General features: G+C 66.6%; 18 protein-coding genes and 5 tRNA genes. 4 read left to right on the forward strand and 19 right to left on the reverse strand.

Translation table 11 applies throughout. From position 1 onward, the window contains the following. Positions 1 to 33 precede the first annotated feature (33 nt). The 19 genes from rplL to J2X06_RS10295 all read right to left on the reverse strand — a co-directional run bounded on the left by rplL (position 34) and on the right by J2X06_RS10295 (position 12,697). Positions 34 to 408 (reverse strand): 50S ribosomal protein L7/L12, encoded by a 375-nt coding sequence (gene rplL, locus J2X06_RS10205; RefSeq protein WP_310061868.1) that lies wholly within the window; start codon positions 406 to 408, stop codon positions 34 to 36. Between the two features lie 66 nt (positions 409 to 474). Then, positions 475 to 1,002, reverse strand: a complete 528-nt coding sequence (gene rplJ / locus J2X06_RS10210) for a 50S ribosomal protein L10 (RefSeq protein WP_310061871.1) — start codon at positions 1,000 to 1,002, stop codon at positions 475 to 477. A gap of 334 nt (positions 1,003 to 1,336) precedes the next feature. Continuing rightward, entirely contained in the window at positions 1,337 to 2,035 is a 699-nt protein-coding gene (rplA, locus tag J2X06_RS10215) for a 50S ribosomal protein L1 (RefSeq protein WP_310061874.1), read from the reverse strand. 3 nt (positions 2,036 to 2,038) lie between these two features. After that, positions 2,039 to 2,467, reverse strand: coding sequence for a 50S ribosomal protein L11 (gene rplK / locus J2X06_RS10220; RefSeq protein ID WP_137835422.1), 429 nt, complete (start codon positions 2,465 to 2,467; stop codon positions 2,039 to 2,041). 212 nt (positions 2,468 to 2,679) lie between these two features. Further along, positions 2,680 to 3,249 carry a transcription termination/antitermination protein NusG gene (gene nusG / locus J2X06_RS10225; RefSeq protein ID WP_310061877.1) on the reverse strand — a complete coding sequence of 190 codons (570 nt, stop codon included), beginning with the start codon at positions 3,247 to 3,249 and terminating at the stop codon, positions 2,680 to 2,682. Between the two features lie 4 nt (positions 3,250 to 3,253). Continuing rightward, a complete protein-coding gene (gene secE / locus J2X06_RS10230) occupies positions 3,254 to 3,625 on the reverse strand; it encodes a preprotein translocase subunit SecE (RefSeq protein WP_310061880.1) in 372 nt (123 codons plus the stop codon). Positions 3,626 to 3,715: 90 nt separating this feature from the next. Further along, positions 3,716 to 3,791, reverse strand: a tRNA-Trp gene (locus tag J2X06_RS10235). A 155-nt stretch (positions 3,792 to 3,946) separates the two neighbouring features. Beyond that, positions 3,947 to 5,137: an elongation factor Tu gene (gene tuf, locus J2X06_RS10240; protein ID WP_310061855.1), complete on the reverse strand. Its 1,191-nt coding sequence runs from the start codon at positions 5,135 to 5,137 to the stop codon at positions 3,947 to 3,949. A 91-nt stretch (positions 5,138 to 5,228) separates the two neighbouring features. Then, positions 5,229 to 5,304: transfer RNA gene (locus J2X06_RS10245), tRNA-Thr, on the reverse strand. Positions 5,305 to 5,339: 35 nt separating this feature from the next. Beyond that, positions 5,340 to 5,413: transfer RNA gene (locus J2X06_RS10250), tRNA-Gly, on the reverse strand. A 123-nt stretch (positions 5,414 to 5,536) separates the two neighbouring features. Next, positions 5,537 to 5,622 (reverse strand) — tRNA-Tyr (locus tag J2X06_RS10255). Between the two features lie 105 nt (positions 5,623 to 5,727). Beyond that, entirely contained in the window at positions 5,728 to 6,819 is a 1,092-nt protein-coding gene (gene ychF, locus J2X06_RS10260) for a redox-regulated ATPase YchF (RefSeq protein WP_310061883.1), read from the reverse strand. A 69-nt stretch (positions 6,820 to 6,888) separates the two neighbouring features. Then, positions 6,889 to 7,470: an aminoacyl-tRNA hydrolase gene (gene pth, locus J2X06_RS10265; RefSeq protein ID WP_310061885.1), complete on the reverse strand. Its 582-nt coding sequence runs from the start codon at positions 7,468 to 7,470 to the stop codon at positions 6,889 to 6,891. A 65-nt stretch (positions 7,471 to 7,535) separates the two neighbouring features. Beyond that, the gene (locus tag J2X06_RS10270; protein ID WP_310061888.1) at positions 7,536 to 8,189 is read right to left on the reverse strand and encodes a 50S ribosomal protein L25/general stress protein Ctc; all 654 of its coding nucleotides are present in this window, start codon (positions 8,187 to 8,189) and stop codon (positions 7,536 to 7,538) included. Positions 8,190 to 8,312: 123 nt separating this feature from the next. Continuing rightward, positions 8,313 to 9,272: a ribose-phosphate diphosphokinase gene (locus tag J2X06_RS10275; RefSeq protein WP_310061891.1), complete on the reverse strand. Its 960-nt coding sequence runs from the start codon at positions 9,270 to 9,272 to the stop codon at positions 8,313 to 8,315. Between the two features lie 83 nt (positions 9,273 to 9,355). Further along, a tRNA-Gln gene (locus J2X06_RS10280) sits at positions 9,356 to 9,432 on the reverse strand. Positions 9,433 to 9,477: 45 nt separating this feature from the next. Further along, the gene (gene ispE, locus J2X06_RS10285) at positions 9,478 to 10,353 is read right to left on the reverse strand and encodes a 4-(cytidine 5'-diphospho)-2-C-methyl-D-erythritol kinase (protein ID WP_310061894.1); all 876 of its coding nucleotides are present in this window, start codon (positions 10,351 to 10,353) and stop codon (positions 9,478 to 9,480) included. Continuing rightward, on the reverse strand, positions 10,350 to 10,943 hold the full coding sequence (lolB, locus tag J2X06_RS10290; protein WP_430539590.1) for a lipoprotein insertase outer membrane protein LolB: 594 nt from the start codon (positions 10,941 to 10,943) through the stop codon (positions 10,350 to 10,352). Before lolB ends, ispE begins: the two co-directional genes overlap by 4 nt. A gap of 32 nt (positions 10,944 to 10,975) precedes the next feature. Continuing rightward, positions 10,976 to 12,697: a tetratricopeptide repeat protein gene (locus J2X06_RS10295; protein WP_430539591.1), complete on the reverse strand. Its 1,722-nt coding sequence runs from the start codon at positions 12,695 to 12,697 to the stop codon at positions 10,976 to 10,978. Between the two features lie 112 nt (positions 12,698 to 12,809). Here J2X06_RS10295 and hemA point away from each other — a divergent pair, with 112 nt between their 5' ends. The 4 genes from hemA (at position 12,810) to J2X06_RS10315 (ending at position 17,497) form a co-directional block, all read left to right on the forward strand. Beyond that, on the forward strand, positions 12,810 to 14,081 hold the full coding sequence (hemA, locus tag J2X06_RS10300) for a glutamyl-tRNA reductase (protein WP_310061900.1): 1,272 nt from the start codon (positions 12,810 to 12,812) through the stop codon (positions 14,079 to 14,081). Positions 14,082 to 14,162: 81 nt separating this feature from the next. Beyond that, complete coding sequence (prfA, locus tag J2X06_RS10305; protein ID WP_310061903.1) at positions 14,163 to 15,248, forward strand: peptide chain release factor 1; 1,086 nt, start codon at positions 14,163 to 14,165, stop codon at positions 15,246 to 15,248. A gap of 37 nt (positions 15,249 to 15,285) precedes the next feature. Next, positions 15,286 to 15,750 carry a GNAT family N-acetyltransferase gene (locus tag J2X06_RS10310; RefSeq protein WP_310061906.1) on the forward strand — a complete coding sequence of 155 codons (465 nt, stop codon included), beginning with the start codon at positions 15,286 to 15,288 and terminating at the stop codon, positions 15,748 to 15,750. Positions 15,751 to 15,754: 4 nt separating this feature from the next. Then, the gene (locus J2X06_RS10315; protein ID WP_310061909.1) at positions 15,755 to 17,497 is read left to right on the forward strand and encodes a UDP-N-acetylglucosamine-peptide N-acetylglucosaminyltransferase; all 1,743 of its coding nucleotides are present in this window, start codon (positions 15,755 to 15,757) and stop codon (positions 17,495 to 17,497) included. Positions 17,498 to 17,514: the final 17 nt, after the last annotated feature.

The following is a 17,514-nucleotide window of genomic DNA, read 5'->3' on the forward strand; positions in this document are numbered from 1 at the left end:
TCGCCAGTGAAAGCCCGGCGACGCAATTACGGCTTACTTCAGCTCGACGGTGGCGCCGGCGGCCTCGAGGTCCTTCTTGAACTTCGCGGCGTCGTCCTTCGATGCGGCTTCCTTCACGGTCTGCGGGGCACCCTCGACGAGGTCCTTCGCTTCCTTCAGGCCCAGGCCGGTGATGGCGCGGACAGCCTTGATGACTTCGACCTTCTTCTCGCCGGCAGCCTTCAGGATGACGGTGAATTCGGTCTGCTCTTCGACCGGGGCAGCGGCAGCGGCCGGGCCGGCGGACATCATGACCGGGGCAGCGGCGGACACGCCGAACTTGTCTTCAATAGCCTTGACCAGGTCCATGACCTGGCTGATGGTCATGCCGGCAACGGCGTCGACGATCTGTTCGTTGGAAAGGGACATGTTGTTAACCTCTGGAAATTTTTTGAACGTACGAATCGGTTCAGTAGCGTCGCGTCAACGGGACGGTCAGACCGTCTCTGCCGCAGCCTCTTCGGTTGCTTCGCCGCCACCCTGCTTGTCGGCCACGGCCTTGACGGCACGACCGAACATGGTGACCGGCTCGGCCAGGACGCGGGCCAGCATGGCCAGGGCCTGTTCGCGGGTCGGCAGCGAGGCCAGCACTTCGACATGCGAGCCCGGGAAGAGCTTGCCGTCGATAGAGACGACCTTCGCCTGCAGCTTGTCGTTGGTCTTGGCGAATTCCTTGATCAGACGCCCGGCAGCACCGGGGTCTTCAGCCGAAAACGCGTACAGCAGCGGACCGACCAGTGCATCCTTCGTGCACTCGAAGTCGGTACCTTCGACGGCGCGCGCGGCCAGGGTGTTCTTGACAACCTTCAAGAACACGCCGGATTCGCGAGCCTTCTTGCGCATCGCGGTCATCTGACTGACCGTGGTGCCTGCGTACTCGGCAGCAACCAAGGAGTGTGCCTTCGAAGCCACTTCCGCCAGTTCGGCGACTACTTCTTGCTTCTGGGACAGATTGAGAGCCATTGCACTCCTCCAAATGAACTCCGCTCACGGCTCCTGCCGCTTGCGGTCCAGGGCGGCACCGGATCCTTGGCGCCGGGGATGTCGAAACATCCCGGTGGTGGCCACTCCAGAAAAATTTCCAGAAGGCACCATCTACGCAGGCCGACCGGACGGGTCCGGATTAAGCAGCCCCGCTTCCACCGACGGCGAATCCATGCCATGTCGAGCATCCATGCCCGTCGCCGGTAGGCGCTGACCGCACCTGCGGTCTTTGACGGCTGCCGCCACGTTTGACCATGGCGACGCCCTCAAAACTTGCAGCCGGCGGCGCGAACGCCGCCGGCCTTGAAACGAATTACTTCAGGGTCAGCGAAGCCTGGTCCACGGTCACGCCGGGGCCCATGGTCGAACTAATCGACACCTTCTGCAGGTACTGGCCCTTGGCCGTGGCCGGCTTGGCCTTGATCAGGTCCAGCAGTAGGGCGTGCAGGTTGTCCTTCAGCGAGGCGTCTTCGAACGAGGCCTTGCCGATGGTGCAGTGGATGATGCCGGCCTTGTCGGTGCGGTAACGCACCTGGCCGCCCTTGGCGTTCTTGACGGCTTCGGCCGGGTTCGGCGACACGGTGCCGACCTTCGGGTTCGGCATCAGGCCACGCGGACCGAGCACCTGGCCCAGCTTACCGACGACGCGCATGGCGTCCGGGGTGGCGATGACGACGTCGTAGTTCAGATCGCCGGCCATCATCTTCTCGGCCAGGTCGTCCATGCCGACGGCCTCGGCGCCAGCGGCCAGGGCCTCGTCGGCCTTGGCACCGGCCGGGGCGAACACGGCCACGCGCACGGTCTTGCCGGTACCGGCCGGCAGCACGGTCGAGCCGCGCACCTGCTGGTCGGACTTCTTCGCATCCACACCCAAACGCACGGCCACGTCGACGGACTCGACGAACTTGGCCTTGGTCGCGGTCTTGATGATCTTGATTGCCTCGTCGATGGCGTACGCCTTGCCCGGGACAACCGCGGCCTTGATGGCCTTCTCACGCTTGTTCATTGCCATCTCTTAGCCCTCCACCACGAGACCCATGCTGCGGGCCGAACCCGCAATCGTCTTCACCGCTGCGTCAAGATCGGCCGCCGTCAGGTCGGCTTCCTTCTGCTTGGCGATGGCTTCGAGCTGGGCGCGGGTGACCTTGCCCACCTTCTCGGTGTTCGGGCGCTTGGAGCCGGAGGCGATGCCAGCGGCCTTCTTCAGCAGCACCGAAGCCGGGGTGCTCTTGGTCACGAAGGTGAAGGTACGGTCCGAGTAGGCCGTGATGATGACCGGGGTCGGCAGACCCGGCTCGAGCTTGGAGGTCGCGGCGTTGAACGCCTTGCAGAACTCCATGATGTTCAGGCCGCGCTGACCGAGGGCGGGACCCACCGGCGGCGACGGGTTGGCCTGGCCGGCCTTGACCTGAAGCTTGATGTAACCGACTACTTTCTTAGCCATTTTGATTGCTCTCCGGGTGCTAGCGCCTGGACTTCAGGCTCCCCATCGCGCCGGGAAAATCACGTGTCCCGACATCACGTCTGTTGCGAATTCTGTTGCGCAGACAGCCGCCTCGCGGCGGCTGCGTTCCTTGCTCTCGGGCTCCCGAGGGAGCAAGCCCGCTAGTGTATCAGCTTTTGAGACCGTCCCGGGAAGATGCCGGGAGGGCCGGCTCAGGCCTTTTCGACCTGGCCGAACTCCAGCTCGACCGGGGTCGAGCGACCGAAGATGAGCACGGCCACGCGCAGGCGGCTCTTCTCGTAGTTGATCTCTTCGACCACGCCATTGAAGTCGTTGAACGGGCCGTCGATGACGCGGACCATTTCGCCCGGCTCGAACAGGACCTTGGGCTTGGGCTTCTCGACGCCTTCCTGAACGCGCTGCAGGATGGCATCGGCCTCATAGTCGGCGATAGGCAACGGACGATCGGCGGTGCCGCCGATGAACCCCATCACCTTCGGGGTCTCCTTCACCAGGTGCCAGCTTTCGTTGTCCATGCGCGGGATGCCCGCTTCGTCATGGGTGGCGATCTGCACCAGCACGTAGCCCGGGAAGAACTTGCGCTCGGAGCGGCGTTTCTGGCCGGAGCGCATTTCCACGACTTCTTCGGTCGGGACCAGCACCTCACCGAACCTGTCCTGCATCCCGTCGCGCACGATGCGGTCGCGCAGCGCCTGCGCCACGGACTTTTCGAAGCCCGAGTAGGCGTGGACGACGTACCAGCGTTTCTGCACTTCGGTCATTTGCTTATTGCCCCAAGATGGCCTTGACCAGGAATTGGATGATCAGGTCGAAGCCTGCCAGGATCAGACTCAGCACTGCCACGGCGATCATCACGACCCAGGTGGTGCGCATGGCTTCCTGACGGGTCGGCCAGACCACCTTGCGCAGCTCGAAGCGCGACTCGGAAAGGAATTCGCGGGTCTGCAAGCCCTTGCCGGTGGCCAGGAACACGAATGCGCCCGCTACCAGGCCGGCGGCCACGGCCAGCGCGCGGATCGGACCGGCCCACTGGTCGAAGTAGATGTAGGCGAACACGCCGGCGGCCACCAGCAGCAACGCTACGGCGTACTTGACGATATCGCCTGCAGAGGCGGTTTGCTCGACCTTGCTATTCATCCGATCCATCACGCGACGCCGGGTCGCGTCTGTTGTTTGAAAGCCCGGCCATTCAGGACCGGTCTTTTGCGGGAGGATCCGCACGACAGGTGGCACGCCAGGAGGGACTCGAACCCCCAACCTGCGGTTTTGGAGACCGCTGCTCTGCCAATTGAGCTACTGGCGTACATTTTTGAACTCTAGAACCGGCTTTCCTTAGACAGCGACGGCGAGCCGTCGCCGACTCGCCCGCCTAAGGTCACCTTATCCGGCACCGCGCAGCCATGAGACCGCCGCCGCGCCGGAAAGTTGCCACGGCAGCGAGCTGCCGTGGCGACGATCTTACTTGATGATCTTGGCCACCACGCCGGCGCCGACGGTACGGCCGCCTTCGCGGATCGCGAAACGCAGGCCTTCGTCCATCGCCACCGGGTTGATCAGCTCGACGACCATCTTGATGTTGTCGCCCGGCATCACCATCTCCACGCCTTCCGGCAGGGTCACCGCGCCGGTGATGTCGGTCGTGCGGAAGTAGAACTGCGGACGGTAGCCCTTGAAGAACGGCGTGTGGCGGCCGCCCTCGTCCTTCGACAGCACGTACACCTCGGCTTCGAACGACGTGTGCGGGGTGATCGAACCCGGCTTGGCCAGCACCTGGCCGCGCTCGACGTCGTCACGCTTGGTGCCGCGCAGCAGCAGACCGGCGTTGTCGCCTGCCTGGCCCTGGTCGAGCAGCTTGCGGAACATCTCGACGCCAGTGACCGTGGTCTTCTGGGTCGGACGGATGCCGACGATTTCGATTTCGTCGCCCACCTTGATGATGCCGCGCTCGATACGACCGGTCACCACGGTGCCGCGGCCCGAGATCGAGAACACGTCTTCCACCGGCATCAGGAACGGCTTGTCGATCGCGCGCTCCGGCAGCGGGATGAACGTGTCCAGCGCTTCCACCAGCTTCAGGATCGACGGCACGCCGATCTCCGACTGGTCGCCTTCCAGCGCCAGACGGGCCGAGCCGTGGATGATCGGGGTGTCGTCGCCCGGGAACTCGTACTTGCTCAGCAGCTCACGCACTTCCATCTCGACCAGCTCGAGCAGCTCGGCGTCGTCGACCATGTCGGCCTTGTTCAGGAACACGACGATGTACGGCACGCCGACCTGGCGCGACAGCAGGATGTGCTCGCGCGTCTGCGGCATCGGGCCGTCCGCGGCCGAACACACCAGGATCGCGCCGTCCATCTGCGCCGCACCCGTGATCATGTTCTTCACGTAGTCGGCGTGGCCCGGGCAGTCCACGTGTGCGTAGTGGCGGTTCGGGCTTTCGTACTCGACGTGCGCCGTCGAGATCGTGATGCCGCGCGCCTTCTCTTCCGGCGCCGCGTCGATCGCGTCGTATGCCTTGAACTCACCGCCGAAACGTTCGGCGCCCACCTTCGTCAGCGCTGCCGTCAGCGTGGTCTTGCCGTGGTCGACGTGACCGATCGTGCCCACGTTTACGTGCGGCTTGGTGCGCTCAAACTTACCCTTGGCCATGACAGTCGCTTCTCGCTAGAGGATTACTTGGGTGGATCGCCGCCGGTGGCTCGCGGCGACTGCCGCGACCGGAACTGCGGTTGTTGCAATGTGGTGCTCACGACTGGAATCGAACCAGCGACCTCCTCCTTACCAAGGAGGTGCTCTACCGACTGAGCTACGTGAGCGAAACTTTTCAAACAGACTGGCGTTGCGTCTTCAATGGAGCGGGAGACGGGAATCGAACCCGCACAATCAGCTTGGAAGGCTGAGGTTCTACCATTGAACTACTCCCGCGCCGAAAAACTTGCTTGGGTCTTGCCGTCTGCTTGGTACTGCGCCGATGGTTGGTAAAGCCATCGGATTCTACTGTTACTGCTACCCGTCTTGCGACCGGTCCAGCCTTTCGACTGGTGAAACTGGTGGAGGGAGGTGGATTCGAACCACCGAAGGCGTGAGCCAGCAGATTTACAGTCTGCCCCCGTTGGCCGCTTGGGTATCCCTCCAAAAGAGCCCGCAATTCTGGCGCCCGTCTTTAAGGTTGTCAACGCGTTTTGAACTTCTGAATTGCGATTGACGGTTCCGCGAGGCCCGAACGACTCCAAAAGGCGTCAGACGTTGAAGCGGAAGTGCAGCACGTCGCCTTCCTGAACCCGGTATTCCTTGCCTTCCAGGCGCAGGCGGCCGGCATCGCGCGCACCGGACTCGCCCCTGTACTTGATGAAGTCGTCATAGGCGATGGTTTCGGCGCGGATGAAGCCCTTCTCGAAGTCGGTATGGATCACCGCCGCGGCCTGCGGCGCGGTCGATCCGCCCTTGACCGTCCAGGCACGCACTTCCTTCACGCCCGCGGTGAAGTAGGTCTGCAGGCCGAGCAGCTTGTAACCGGCGCGGATGACCCGGTTCAGCCCGGGCTCGTCCAGTCCAAGGTCGTGGAGGAAGGTGTCGCGATCGGCATCGTCGAGCTGGCTCAGCTCTTCCTCGATGGCGGCGCACACCGGCACTACTTCGGCACCCTCGGTGACGGCGCGGGCGCGCACGACGTCCAAGTGCGGATTGTTCTCGAAGCCGTCCTCCAGGACGTTGGCGACGTACATCACCGGCTTCAGGGTCAACAGGAACAGGTCGCGCAGCAGCAGCTTGTCGTCGTCCGACAGGCCCAGCGCGCGGGCCGGCTTGCCGGCATCCAGGCCGGCACGGACGCGGCCGAGCACCTCGGCGCGGGCCTTGGCGTCCTTGTCGCCGGTCTTGGCCGAGCGCTCGGCACGCTGAAGGGCTTTCTCAACCGACTCCAGGTCAGCCAGGGCCAATTCGGTATCGATGGTCTCGATGTCGGCGATCGGATCGATCAGGTTATTGACGTGGATGACGTCCGGGTTCTCGAAGCAGCGCACCACGTGGGTGATGGCGTCGACCTCGCGGATATGGGCCAGGAACTTGTTGCCCAGGCCCTCGCCACTGGCGGCGCCGGCGACGAGGCCGGCGATGTCGACGAACTCGACCGCGGTCGGGATGCACTTCTGCGGCTTGACGATCTCGGCCAGCGCATTCAGGCGCGGATCGGGCACCGGCACCACGCCGACGTTGGGCTCGATCGTGCAGAACGGGAAGTTGGCAGCAGCGATGCCGGCCTTGGTCAGGGCGTTGAAAAGGGTCGACTTGCCGACGTTGGGCAGACCGACGATGCCGCATTTGATGCCCATGACGCTGTACTCGCTCTGGTGCGACGCCGGCCGGGCCGACGCCGTGAAAAGGGGATGGAACGGTAAAACTCAGGCCCGCGGCGTATGCAGCCGCTTCATGGCCTCGTTGACGTCGCCGGCTACGGCCAGCGGCAACACGTCCTCGGCGTCAGCGATGGCGCGCAGGATCGACGCCTCGTCATCGCGGCCGGGGCGACCGAGCACCCAAGGCGTGACCTTGTCCTTGTGGCCGGGGTGGCCAATGCCAATCCGCAGCCGGTGGTATTTGCCGTGTCCGAGCAGACGGGTGATGTCGCGCAGGCCGTTCTGGCCGCCGGCGCCTCCGTCAAATTTCAGGCGTGCGGTACCGGTGGGGAGGTCGAGTTCATCGTGCACGACCAGCATTTCCTCCGGCTCGATCTTCCAGTAGCGCAGCGCCGCACTGACCGACTTGCCGGACAGGTTCATGTAAGTGGCCGGCTTCAGGAGCCAGACCGGACGTCCGGCGATGTCGACCTTGGCGGTCTCGCCAAACAGCTTGGATTCCAGGCCGAAGCGGCCGCCGAGACGGTCCGCCAGGACGTCAACAAGCCAGAACCCGGCGTTGTGCCGGGTCCGGGCGTGCTCGGGTCCGGGATTGCCCAGTCCGACGATAAGGCGCAGGCCTGTCATTCAGGTCGCGTCGCGAAGCAATACGCCGCTCCGGTCCGCCCGACGGGAGGACCGGAGCGTCGCGATTACTTCTCTTCCTTCTTGCTGACCTTGGCGGCCGGCACTTCGGCAGCGGCTTCGTCGGCCGGAGCCTCGACCTCTTCCCTGCCGTGCTTGGCGATGACGACGGCGATGTCGTGTTCCTTGCCGAGCTTCAGCTCGGGGATCTCGACGCCCTTCGGCAGCTTGAGCTCCGACAGATGGACGATGTCGCCGACCTTCAGGCCGGCCAGGTCGACGTCGACGAACTCCGGCAGGTCCTTCGGCAGGCAGCTGATCTCGACTTCGTTGAGCTCGTGCAGGATCACGATGCCTGCGGTCTTGCCCGCCGGCGACTTCTCCTGGTTGAGGAAGTGCAGCGGCACCTTCACGCGCAGGGCCTGGTTGGCGTCCACGCGCTGGAAGTCCAGGTGCATGATGATCTGCTTGAACGGGTGGCGCTGCATGTCACGCAGCAGCACGTTCTCGACCTTGCCGTCAATGTCGAGGGTGAGGATCGAGGAGTAGAACCACTCATTCTGCTGGGCCAACCACACTTTCTCGTGGTCGAGCTGGACGGGCTGCGGCGCGGACTTGCCGCCGTAGACGATGGCCGGGATCGAGGCGGCATGACGAAGGCGGCGGCTCGCACCCTTCCCTTCGACGTTGCGGCTCGTGGCCTTGAGGATATGTTCGGACATTGGATTGACTCACTTGGCTTGCATGGACCCGCCTCGCGGCGGGTTGAAACGCTCACCCGCGACCAGGTGAGCGGCGATTGCAGCGACGGATGAAGGAATCACCGCCGCCGCAGATTTCTTGAATCAGTCGACGTACAACGAACTGACCGACTCACCGAACGCGACGCGACGGATCGTCTCGGCCAGCAGCTCGGCGACGCTGAGCTGGCGGATTTTGCCGCAGGCCCTGGCCGCTTCCGACAACGGAATGGTGTCGGTCACCACCAACTCGTCGAGCTGCGACTTGGTCACGTTGTCCATCGCCGCGCCCGACAGTACCGGGTGCGTGCAGTACGCCACCACCTTGGTCGCGCCCTGCGCCTTGAGCGCATTGGCCGCGGCGCACAGGGTGCCGGCGGTGTCGACGATGTCGTCGACCAGCACGCAGGTCTTGCCGGAGACGTCACCGATGATGTTCATCACCGTGGCCACGTTCGCGCGCGGACGGCGCTTGTCGATGATGGCCAGGTCGGCATCGTCCAGGCGCTTGGCGATCGCCCGGGCGCGCACCACGCCGCCGACATCCGGCGAGACCACGATCAGGTTGTCGGTGCCGTGTGCGCGCCAGATGTCGGCGAGCAGCAGCGGCGAGGCGTACACGTTGTCGACCGGGATATCGAAGAAGCCCTGGATCTGGTCGGCGTGCAGGTCGACCGTCAGCACGCGGTCGGCGCCCACTGCGCTGAACATCTTGGCCGCGACCTTGGCCGTGATCGGCACGCGCGAGGAGCGCGGGCGGCGGTCCTGGCGGGCGTAGCCGAAGTACGGCACCACCGCGGTGACGCTGCTGACCGAGGCGCGCTTGAGCGCGTCGATCAGGACCAGCAGCTCCACCAGATTCTCGGCGCTCGGCGCGTTCGTCGGCTGGATCACGAACACTTCCTGCCGGCGCACGTTCTCCTCGATCTCGACCTGCACCTCGCCGTCGGAGAAGCGGCTGACCAGGGCCTTGCCCAGGCGGATGCCCAATTCCTTGCACACCGCCTCGGCGAGCGGGCGGTTGGCGTTGCCGCTGAATACCAGCAGGTTGCGATCGTTCTGCACTGTGCTCTCCGCTTTCGCTCTGACCTTGGGCGGGGTGACTTCCTGTCCGGCCCGTTGCTGCAGGGCCAGTCCCGTGGATGAAATGGCAGGGGCGGTAGGATTCGAACCTACGAATGCCGGGATCAAAACCCGGTGCCTTGGGCCACTTGGCGACGCCCCTGCGGATGGTTTGCACCACCCCGTGCACTGGCTTCAGGAGCCTGATTCAGGGGCGATAAGCTTCGAGCGCGGCGTGCAGCGGTGAACGTGCCGCACCGGCCGCCAGCCAGACCTGCAGTCCCGCAGGCAACGCTGCCACCGCCGCCTCGGCGGATTCGCGCGAGGCGAATTCGACGAAACAGCCGCTGCCGGACCCGGTCAGGCGCGGCGATCCGACCTGCGACAACGCAGCAAAAACGGCCTCTACGGCCGCCTCGCGCGCGCGCAGTACCGGCTCGAACGCATTCCCGAGCGGTACACCCGAAACGAAGTCGGATATTGTCGCGGGCGAGGCATCCCGCGTCAATTCAGAGGATTGGAAAAGCGCGGCGGTCGGAGCGTGCACGCCGGGGTCGGCCAGCAGGTACCACGAGGGGGGCAGCACGATCGGCGTCAGGCTCTCCCCCACCCCTTCGGCCCAGGCATTCTCGCCCCGCACGAAGACCGGTACGTCGGCCCCGAGCTGCAGCGCCAGCTCGGCCAGGCGATCCACACCCAGATGCGCCTGCCAAAGCGCATCGAGCGCCACAAGGACGGTAGCCGCATCCGAAGACCCGCCGCCGAAGCCGCCACCGGCTGGAATGCGCTTTTCCAGGGAAATGTCGACACCAGGCTGAATTTTCGCCGCAGATTGCAGCAATTTTGCGGCGCGGACGGTGAGATCCTCGGCCTCCTCCACTCCGGCGACCGACGGCCCGAGGCGGCGCACCTGTCCGTCCTCACGGACCCGCAGCCGGATCGTGTCGCCCCAATCGAGCAGCCGGAAAACCGTCTGCAGCAGGTGATAGCCGTCCTGGCGGCGACCAGTGATCCGCAGGAACAGGTTGAGTTTGGCCGGCGCCGGCCAGGACGACCAGCCGGCTTCGTCTGAACGCGGATTCATTCGGGTACGCCGTCGCCCCACTGGTCGATGATCAGGCGCACCTGGGCCTCGCCGCGGCGCGCGGTGAGGCGCGCCGGCAGCGCCGACCCGGCCGGCATCGCGGCATTCCAGACGTAATCGATCGCCCAGCCGCCCTGCTCGATGCGCGCCAGCCGGCCGTCTTCGCCATAGGCGACGCGAGCCGGTCCCAACGCCTGCGCGCGGACGCCCCGGACCCATTCGGCCAGGGCGACCACCGGAATTTCCCACCCGGTCGTCTCGCGCAGCAGTTGCGCGGCATCGCGTCCCTCGCGGGGCCCGCCTTCGATGCCGTCCAGCCGTGCACTGGCATCGTCGCCGCTCAGACGCCAGCTTTGCCGGGTAACGGGGGCGCTGAGCGCTACCTGATACCGCGGACCATCCTGCTGCCAGTCGATGCGGCCACTGCCGCCTTTGCCCTGGTTGGCCACGGCGATCCGCCCCTGCAGCGACCAGGTCGACTGCTTGCGCAGGGCCTGCTCGCGCGCCAGTTGCTCCGTTTCGGCCGAGGCGATGCGCTCGGGCGGAAGGGTCGGCCGCGGCGCGGTGGCGCTGCAAGCCGCCAGCCCCATTACCACGGCGGCCACCAGCAAAGCCCGCACGGTCACTTGTTCGCCCCCGCCGCGACTCCGGACGCACCTGTCCGTTCGAGCGCCCGTTTCAGCGAGCGGTTGTCGGGGTCGAGCTTGGCCGCTTCGTCGAAATACTTCCGCGCTTCATCCTGCTTGCCCAGCTCCCAGAGCACTTCGGCCAGGTGGGCGGCGATCTCGGCGTCCTTCTGCAGGGCGAACGCGCGCCGCAGTTCGACCAGCGCGTCCTGCTTGCGACCGAGGCGATAGAGCACCCAGCCGTAGCTGTCGATGATCGCCGCGTTGTCCGGCTCGGCGGCGCGGGCGCGATCGATCAGCTCCAGCGCCTCGCGGTAACGAGTGGTGCGGTCGGCCAGGGTGTAGCCCAGCGCGTTCAAGGCCGCGACGCTGTCGGGATCGGAGACCAGGATCTTGCGGAAGTCCGCTTCGGCGCGGGGGATGTCGTCGCGCCGCTCCCATCCCAGCGCACGCGCATAGAGGATGTCGGGATCGTCCGGGAAAGCCGCCAGACCCCGCGCATAGGCGTCCAGTTCGCCGGCACTGTTCTTGTCCTCCTGGCGCAGCGCCGCCTCCAACAGATACGCATCGCGTCGCGCTTCGTCATCGGCGGTCACGTCGGACTGGATGGCCGCCAGCTCGGCATAAGCCTCCTTGTCGCGCTTGAGTTCATGCATGACGTTGGCCGCGCGCAGGCGTGCCTGCCAGCGCTGCGGGCCACCGGGAACGCCGCGGTACCAGTCCAGCGCCTCTTCGTAGCGCTCCAGGAATTCCGCCAACTGCCCCAGCAGCATGCGACGCCCCGGATCGGGCCGACTGGCGGTGCCGCGAAGCTCGTCGTACAGCGCGGTGAGAGTGGTCTTGTCTTCGGCCCGGGCCAGCAGCGAGGCGCGCAACGCATAGGTCTGGTCGTCCTGCGGTCCGCGCGCCAACGCGGCAGCCGCCGCCTTCTGGTCGCCCAGGGCGTCGTACTCACTGGCGATGGCCAGGCGCAATTCCGGGTCGTTGCCGGCCTGCTCGGCCAGCGGCGCCAGCACCTGGCGCGCCTCGTCGGGCTTGCCGGCCTCGCGCAACTGGCTGGCACGCAGCAGGGCCACGCGCGGCTCGCCCGGAAACTGCCGCACCACCTCGGCGACGATTCGCTCGGCCAACTGCGGCTGCTCGAGCTTCTGCGCCAGGCCGCCGAACGCCAGCCAGGCCTGCAGCCGGTGCGGAATCTCTCCGTCGTCGACCAGTCGCTCCAGCAATTTGGCCGACTGCTGCGGGTCGCCGGTCAGCAGTACGCCGAATGCCTGCCGCCAGCCTTCGTCGCCCGACCGCTGCATCAGCGCCACCAGGTGCTTGCGAGCCTGGCGGTCGGAGCCGCGTCGCAGCGCCACAGTGGCTTCCGCCGCCTGCAGCGAGGCGCTGTCGCCACCCTGCTTGCGCCACAGCGCGAGGGCTTCGCCGGCCAGCTTGTCGTTCTTGGCCAGCAGCGCGATGCGGGTCGCGCGTTCGGCCAGGGCGACGTCGCCGGAGGCCTTCGCCGCCTGCAGGTACCAGTGCGCCGCTTCGTCGAGCCGCCCCGACTGCAGGGCAAACTCGCCGGCCAGCAGTGGCTCGATCGAAGCGGTCGTCGGGTCGGCCTGCTTGGGTGCGGCAGCCCGTTCAGCCGCGGGCACGGACGACACCGCCCCCAGCAGAGCCAGGGCCAGCACCGTGACGCTGGGAAGGGTCGACAGACGGAACGCTGCGGGTATCGAAAGCTTCAAGCTGGTCGAAGTCAGGGCCGGTAGAATGGCGGCCTTCAGCAGCCAGCAGCTTATCGCAAGCACCTGAACGTACGAGCCCGGCGTAGATGAGTTTGATGTAATGAGTTTGTTCGTCCTAGGCATCAACCATGAGACCGCGCCGGTCAGCCTGCGCGAGCGCGTCGCGTTTTCAGCCGACACCGTGCCGGCCGCGCTCGACGCACTGCGCGCATTGCCGCAGGTGCATGAGGTGGCCCTGCTGTCGACGTGCAACCGCACCGAGCTGTATGCCGTCGCCGACGACGACGGCCAGGCGCTGGCCGACTGGCTGGCGACGCATCCGGAAGAGATCGGCGACCTGCACGCCTATCTGTACCGCCATCGCGATGCCGATGCCGTTCGTCATTTGTTCCGCGTCGCCACCGGCCTGGATTCGCTGGTGCTGGGCGAGCCTCAGATCCTGGGTCAGGTCAAGGACGCCTGGGCGACCGCGCGCAACGCCGGCAGCTTGGGCGGTCAGCTCGACCGTCTATTCCAGCACGCCTTCACCACCGCCAAGCGCGCCCGCACCGATACGCGCATCGGCGCCAATCCGGTGTCGGTGGCCTCCGCAGCGGTGCGACTTGCGCAGGAATCTTTCGCCCGCCTGGAGGACTCCACCGTCCTGCTGGTCGGCGCCGGCGAGACCATCGAACTGGCCGCGCGCCATCTCGTCCAGGCGCGGGCCAAGCGCCTGCTGGTCGCCAACCGCACGCTCGCCCATGCGCAGGAACTGGCCAGCCGCCACGGCGGTTTCGCCCTGCCGTTGAACGAACTCGACAAGCACCTGGGTGAGGCCGACGTGGTGATCTGCGCCACTGCCAGCCGCGATCCGATCCTGCGCAAGCCGCAGGTCGCCGCCGCGCTGGCCACGCGCCGGCACCGTCCGATGCTGCTGCTCGATCTGGCCGTGCCGCGCGACATCGCCGCGGACGTGGCCGAACTGCGGGACGTGTTCCTCTACACCGTCGACGATCTCGAACGCGCGATCGAGGACAACCGGCGCAGCCGTCGCGAAGCCGCCGCCGAGGCGGAAGCCATCGTCGAGCTGCAGGTCGCGCGCTTCACCGAAACGCTCGCGGCCAGCACGCGCACCGCTCCGCTCAAGCGCCTGCGCGCGCACGGCGAATCGGCGAAGGCCGAAGTGCTGGCCAAGGCCCGCCAGCAACTGGCGTCGGGCCAGGACCCGGAGGAAGTGCTGAACTTCCTCGCCCACACGCTCACCAATCGCTTGCTGCACGCGCCGACCGTGGCATTGCGCGAAGCCGCACTGACGGGGAACAACGACCTGGCGCGCGCCGCCGACAAACTGTTCCCGGCGCACGAAGGCCAGGACGACGAGACGGCCGGGTAGCGTCCTGGCGGATACTGTCGTTCCGGCACGGTCCGGGATGATCGCTCGGCCAGTTCAATCCCCTCCTTCTCTCTCCTGTCGATGACTCCTTCCCTGCGCCGCAAACTCGAAGCCCTGGTCGAACGACGCGAGGAACTCGAACGGCTGTTGTCCGACCCCGGCGTGATCGGCGACGTCGGGCGCTTTCGCAAGTTCTCGCGCGAGTTCGCCCAGTTGGAGCCTGTCGCCAACGCGCTGGCTGCCGAGCAGCAGGCCAAGCAGGATCTGGCCGCCGCCGAGGCGATGCGCGGCGACCCGGAACTGCGCGAACTGGCCGAGGAGGAGATCGCCGCGGCCGGCGCAAGGCTGGAGCAACTCGATGCCGAGTTGCTTTCGCACCTGATCCCCAAGGACCCGCGCGACGAAGGCGACATCTACCTGGAAGTGCGCGCCGGCACTGGTGGCGACGAGGCGGCGATCTTCGCCGGAGACCTTTTCCGCATGTACGCGCGCTATGCGGAGCGACAGGGCTGGAGGGTCGAGGTCGAATCGGGCAGCCCGGGCGAACATGGCGGCTTCAAGGAAGTCATCGCGCGCGTGGAAGGACGCGGCGCGTATTCGCGCCTGAAGTTCGAATCCGGCACGCACCGCGTGCAACGCGTGCCAGAGACCGAATCGCAGGGCCGCATCCACACCTCGGCGGCGACCGTGGCGATCATCCCGGTCGAGGCCGAAGGCGAGCCGATCGAGATCAATCCTGCCGACCTGAAAGTCGACACGTTCCGATCCAGCGGCGCCGGCGGCCAGCACGTCAACAAGACCGAGTCGGCGATCCGCATCACCCACGTGCCCAGCGGAATAGTGGTCGAGAGCCAGACTGAGCGCAGCCAGCACGCCAACCGCGACAAGGCGATGAAACGCCTGGGCGCGATGCTGGCCGAAGCGCAGGAAGCCAAGGCGGCGGCTGCGCAGGCTCAAACGCGCAAGCTGCAGGTCGGCAGCGGCGACCGCAGCCAGCGCATCCGCACCTACAACTTCCCGCAGGGCCGCATCACCGACCATCGCGTCGAGGGGCTGACGCTCTACGACCTGCCCAACATCATCCAGGGCGATCTCGACACGTTGATCGGCCGCCTGCAGCATGAGCACCAGGCCGACGAGCTGGCGCGATTGACCGCGTCGGCCTGAGTCAACCAGCAGCAGCGACCATCACCCGGGAGGCAGCATGAACGAGGCAGTGAGCGTTCCGACCGTCCAACGCGCCGGCCTCGATGACCTCGACGCGCTGGCACCGCTGTTCGACCAGTATCGCGGTTTCTACCACCAGCCCTCGGACGTGGCGCTGGCACGGCGTTTCCTCTCGCAACGGCTCGAACGCAACGAGTCGGTGGTGTTCATCGCACGCCTGGACGGTCGCCCGGCCGGCTTCACCCAGCTCTACCCGACGTTCTCGTCGGTGCGCGCCGCACGCGTGTGGGTGCTCAACGACCTGTTCGTCGTGCAGGACGCGCGCCGCCATGGCGTCGCGCAGGCGCTGATCGAGGCCGCGGCCGGCTTCGCACGCCACGACGGCGCGATCCGCCTGGAACTGGAAACCATGCCCGACAACCGCATCGCGCAGACGCTGTACGAAGCCGTTGGCTGGCAGCGTTACGACGACACGCTGCGCTATCACCTGCCGCTGGCCTGACGCCGTGAACCCATCCCCTCAAGCCGACCCGCGCATCGAACTGCGCCACGCGCTGGAACGCAATCCAGGCGATGCGTTCGCGTGGATCCTGCTGGCCGAGCACGAACTCGACAGTGGCGACGCGCGAGCCGGCGAGGAGGCGGCGCGGCGTGCACTGACGCTGCAACCCGGGCATCCGGAGGCATTGGCCAGGCTCGGACGTGCGCAGTGGATGCAGGGCCTGCGCAAGGAGGCCGTAACAAGCCTGCGCGCGGCTGCCAACAACGCACCCCACCATCCCGGCATCGCGGTCTGGCTGGCGCATGCGCTGGAGGACACCGGCGAGGCCGAAGCGGCGCTTGAGGCCTACGCCCATGCGTACGCGCTGGCGCCGGACGAACCGCAACTGGCGGCGTACCTGCTGGCATGGCGACGCAAGCTGTGCGACTGGCGCGACCTCGACAAGCTGGCGGCGCAGGTGCGTGATGCGGTGAACGCCGGACGTGCGGCGGTGGAGCCGTTCGCGTTTTTGAGCGAGGACGCCAGCGCGGCGGAACAGCTGCGTTGCGCGCGGTTGCGCGCCGGCGCCATCGCGGTGCGACCGTTGCCGCCGCCGCCGGTCGCCATCGATGTGCCCCTGGTGCGCGTGGGCTTCCTCTCCAACGGGTTCGGCGCCCACCCCACGGGCCTGTTGACCGTGGCGCTGTTCGAGCATCTGCGCCAGCAGCCCGACTTCGAGATCCACCTGTTCGCGCTCAACCGGGACGACGGCAGCGCCATCCGCCAGCGACTTCAGGCGGCCGCGCACACGCTGCACGACGTCTCGATGCGCGCGCATGCGCAGGTCGCGTCAGCGATCCGCAATGCCGGCATCGAAGTGCTGTTCGACTTGCGCGGCTGGGGCGGTGGCGGCGTGCCGGAAGTGCTGGCGACGCGTCCCGCTCCGGTGCAGGTGAATTGGCTGGCCTACCCGGGCACGTCGGGTGCGCCGTGGATCGACTATGTGCTGGCCGACCGCTTCGTGGTCCCGCAATCGATGGCGAGCGACTTCAGCGAATCGGTGGCCTGGCTGCCGCGCTGTTTCCAGCCGACCGACACCGCCCGGGTCGTGCCACCGGCCCCTTCGCGCACCGCATGCGGACTGCCCGAGCGCGGCGATGACGGGCGCGGCATCGTGTTCTGCTGTTTCAACAACAGCTACAAGCTCAACCCACGCAGCATGACGCGGGCTCTGGCCGTGTTGCGCGAAGTGCCCGACAGCGTGCTGTGGCTGCTGTCCGGACCGGGCCAGGCCGACCGGCGCCTGCGCGCATTCGCGCAGAGCCAGGGCGTCGATCCGCATCGACTGGTGTTCATGGGCAAGCAGCCGCATGCCGAGTACCTGGCGCGCCTGCAGCTGGCTGATCTGTTCCTCGACACCGAGCCCTACAACGCACACACCACGGCCTCCGATGCGCTATGGGCGGGATGCCCGGTCCTGACGCGACCCGGCAGCACGTTCGCGGCGCGCGTGGCCGGCAGCCTCAACCATCACCTGCGCATGACCTCGATGAACGTCAGCGACGATACGACGTTCGTGAAGCGCGCCATCGAATGGGCTCGAAACCCGCAGGCGCTGGCCGCGCTCAAGCAGGAACTGGCACAGCGTCGCAGCGACAGCGGACTGTTCGACATGGCCGGCTTCGCCGCCGACTTTGCCGCTGTTGTCAGGCAAATGTCGCTACGTCATCGGCAGGGGCTGCCGCCGGCATCGCTGGGCACCGGCTGAACCCGCGATGCGGTAGG

It is taken from the genome of Lysobacter niastensis, assembly GCF_031457115.1.
Taxonomy (GTDB): Bacteria; Pseudomonadota; Gammaproteobacteria; order Xanthomonadales; family Xanthomonadaceae; genus Lysobacter_J; species Lysobacter_J niastensis_A.

Coding starts and splice junctions, on each gene's coding strand:
- rplL (WP_310061868.1), bottom strand. CDS start 408: ATGTCCCTTTCCAACGAACAGATCGTCGACGCCGTTGCCGGCATGACC.
- rplJ (WP_310061871.1), bottom strand. CDS start 1,002: ATGGCTCTCAATCTGTCCCAGAAGCAAGAAGTAGTCGCCGAACTGGCG.
- rplA (WP_310061874.1), bottom strand. CDS start 2,035: ATGGCAATGAACAAGCGTGAGAAGGCCATCAAGGCCGCGGTTGTCCCG.
- rplK (WP_137835422.1), bottom strand. CDS start 2,467: ATGGCTAAGAAAGTAGTCGGTTACATCAAGCTTCAGGTCAAGGCCGGC.
- nusG (WP_310061877.1), bottom strand. CDS start 3,249: ATGACCGAAGTGCAGAAACGCTGGTACGTCGTCCACGCCTACTCGGGC.
- secE (WP_310061880.1), bottom strand. CDS start 3,625: ATGAATAGCAAGGTCGAGCAAACCGCCTCTGCAGGCGATATCGTCAAG.
- tuf (WP_310061855.1), bottom strand. CDS start 5,137: ATGGCCAAGGGTAAGTTTGAGCGCACCAAGCCGCACGTAAACGTGGGC.
- ychF (WP_310061883.1), bottom strand. CDS start 6,819: ATGGGCATCAAATGCGGCATCGTCGGTCTGCCCAACGTCGGCAAGTCG.
- pth (WP_310061885.1), bottom strand. CDS start 7,470: ATGACAGGCCTGCGCCTTATCGTCGGACTGGGCAATCCCGGACCCGAG.
- J2X06_RS10270 (WP_310061888.1), bottom strand. CDS start 8,189: ATGTCCGAACATATCCTCAAGGCCACGAGCCGCAACGTCGAAGGGAAG.
- ispE (WP_310061894.1), bottom strand. CDS start 10,353: ATGAATCCGCGTTCAGACGAAGCCGGCTGGTCGTCCTGGCCGGCGCCG.
- lolB (WP_430539590.1), bottom strand. CDS start 10,943: ATGGGGCTGGCGGCTTGCAGCGCCACCGCGCCGCGGCCGACCCTTCCG.
- hemA (WP_310061900.1), top strand. CDS start 12,810: ATGAGTTTGTTCGTCCTAGGCATCAACCATGAGACCGCGCCGGTCAGC.
- prfA (WP_310061903.1), top strand. CDS start 14,163: ATGACTCCTTCCCTGCGCCGCAAACTCGAAGCCCTGGTCGAACGACGC.
- J2X06_RS10310 (WP_310061906.1), top strand. CDS start 15,286: ATGAACGAGGCAGTGAGCGTTCCGACCGTCCAACGCGCCGGCCTCGAT.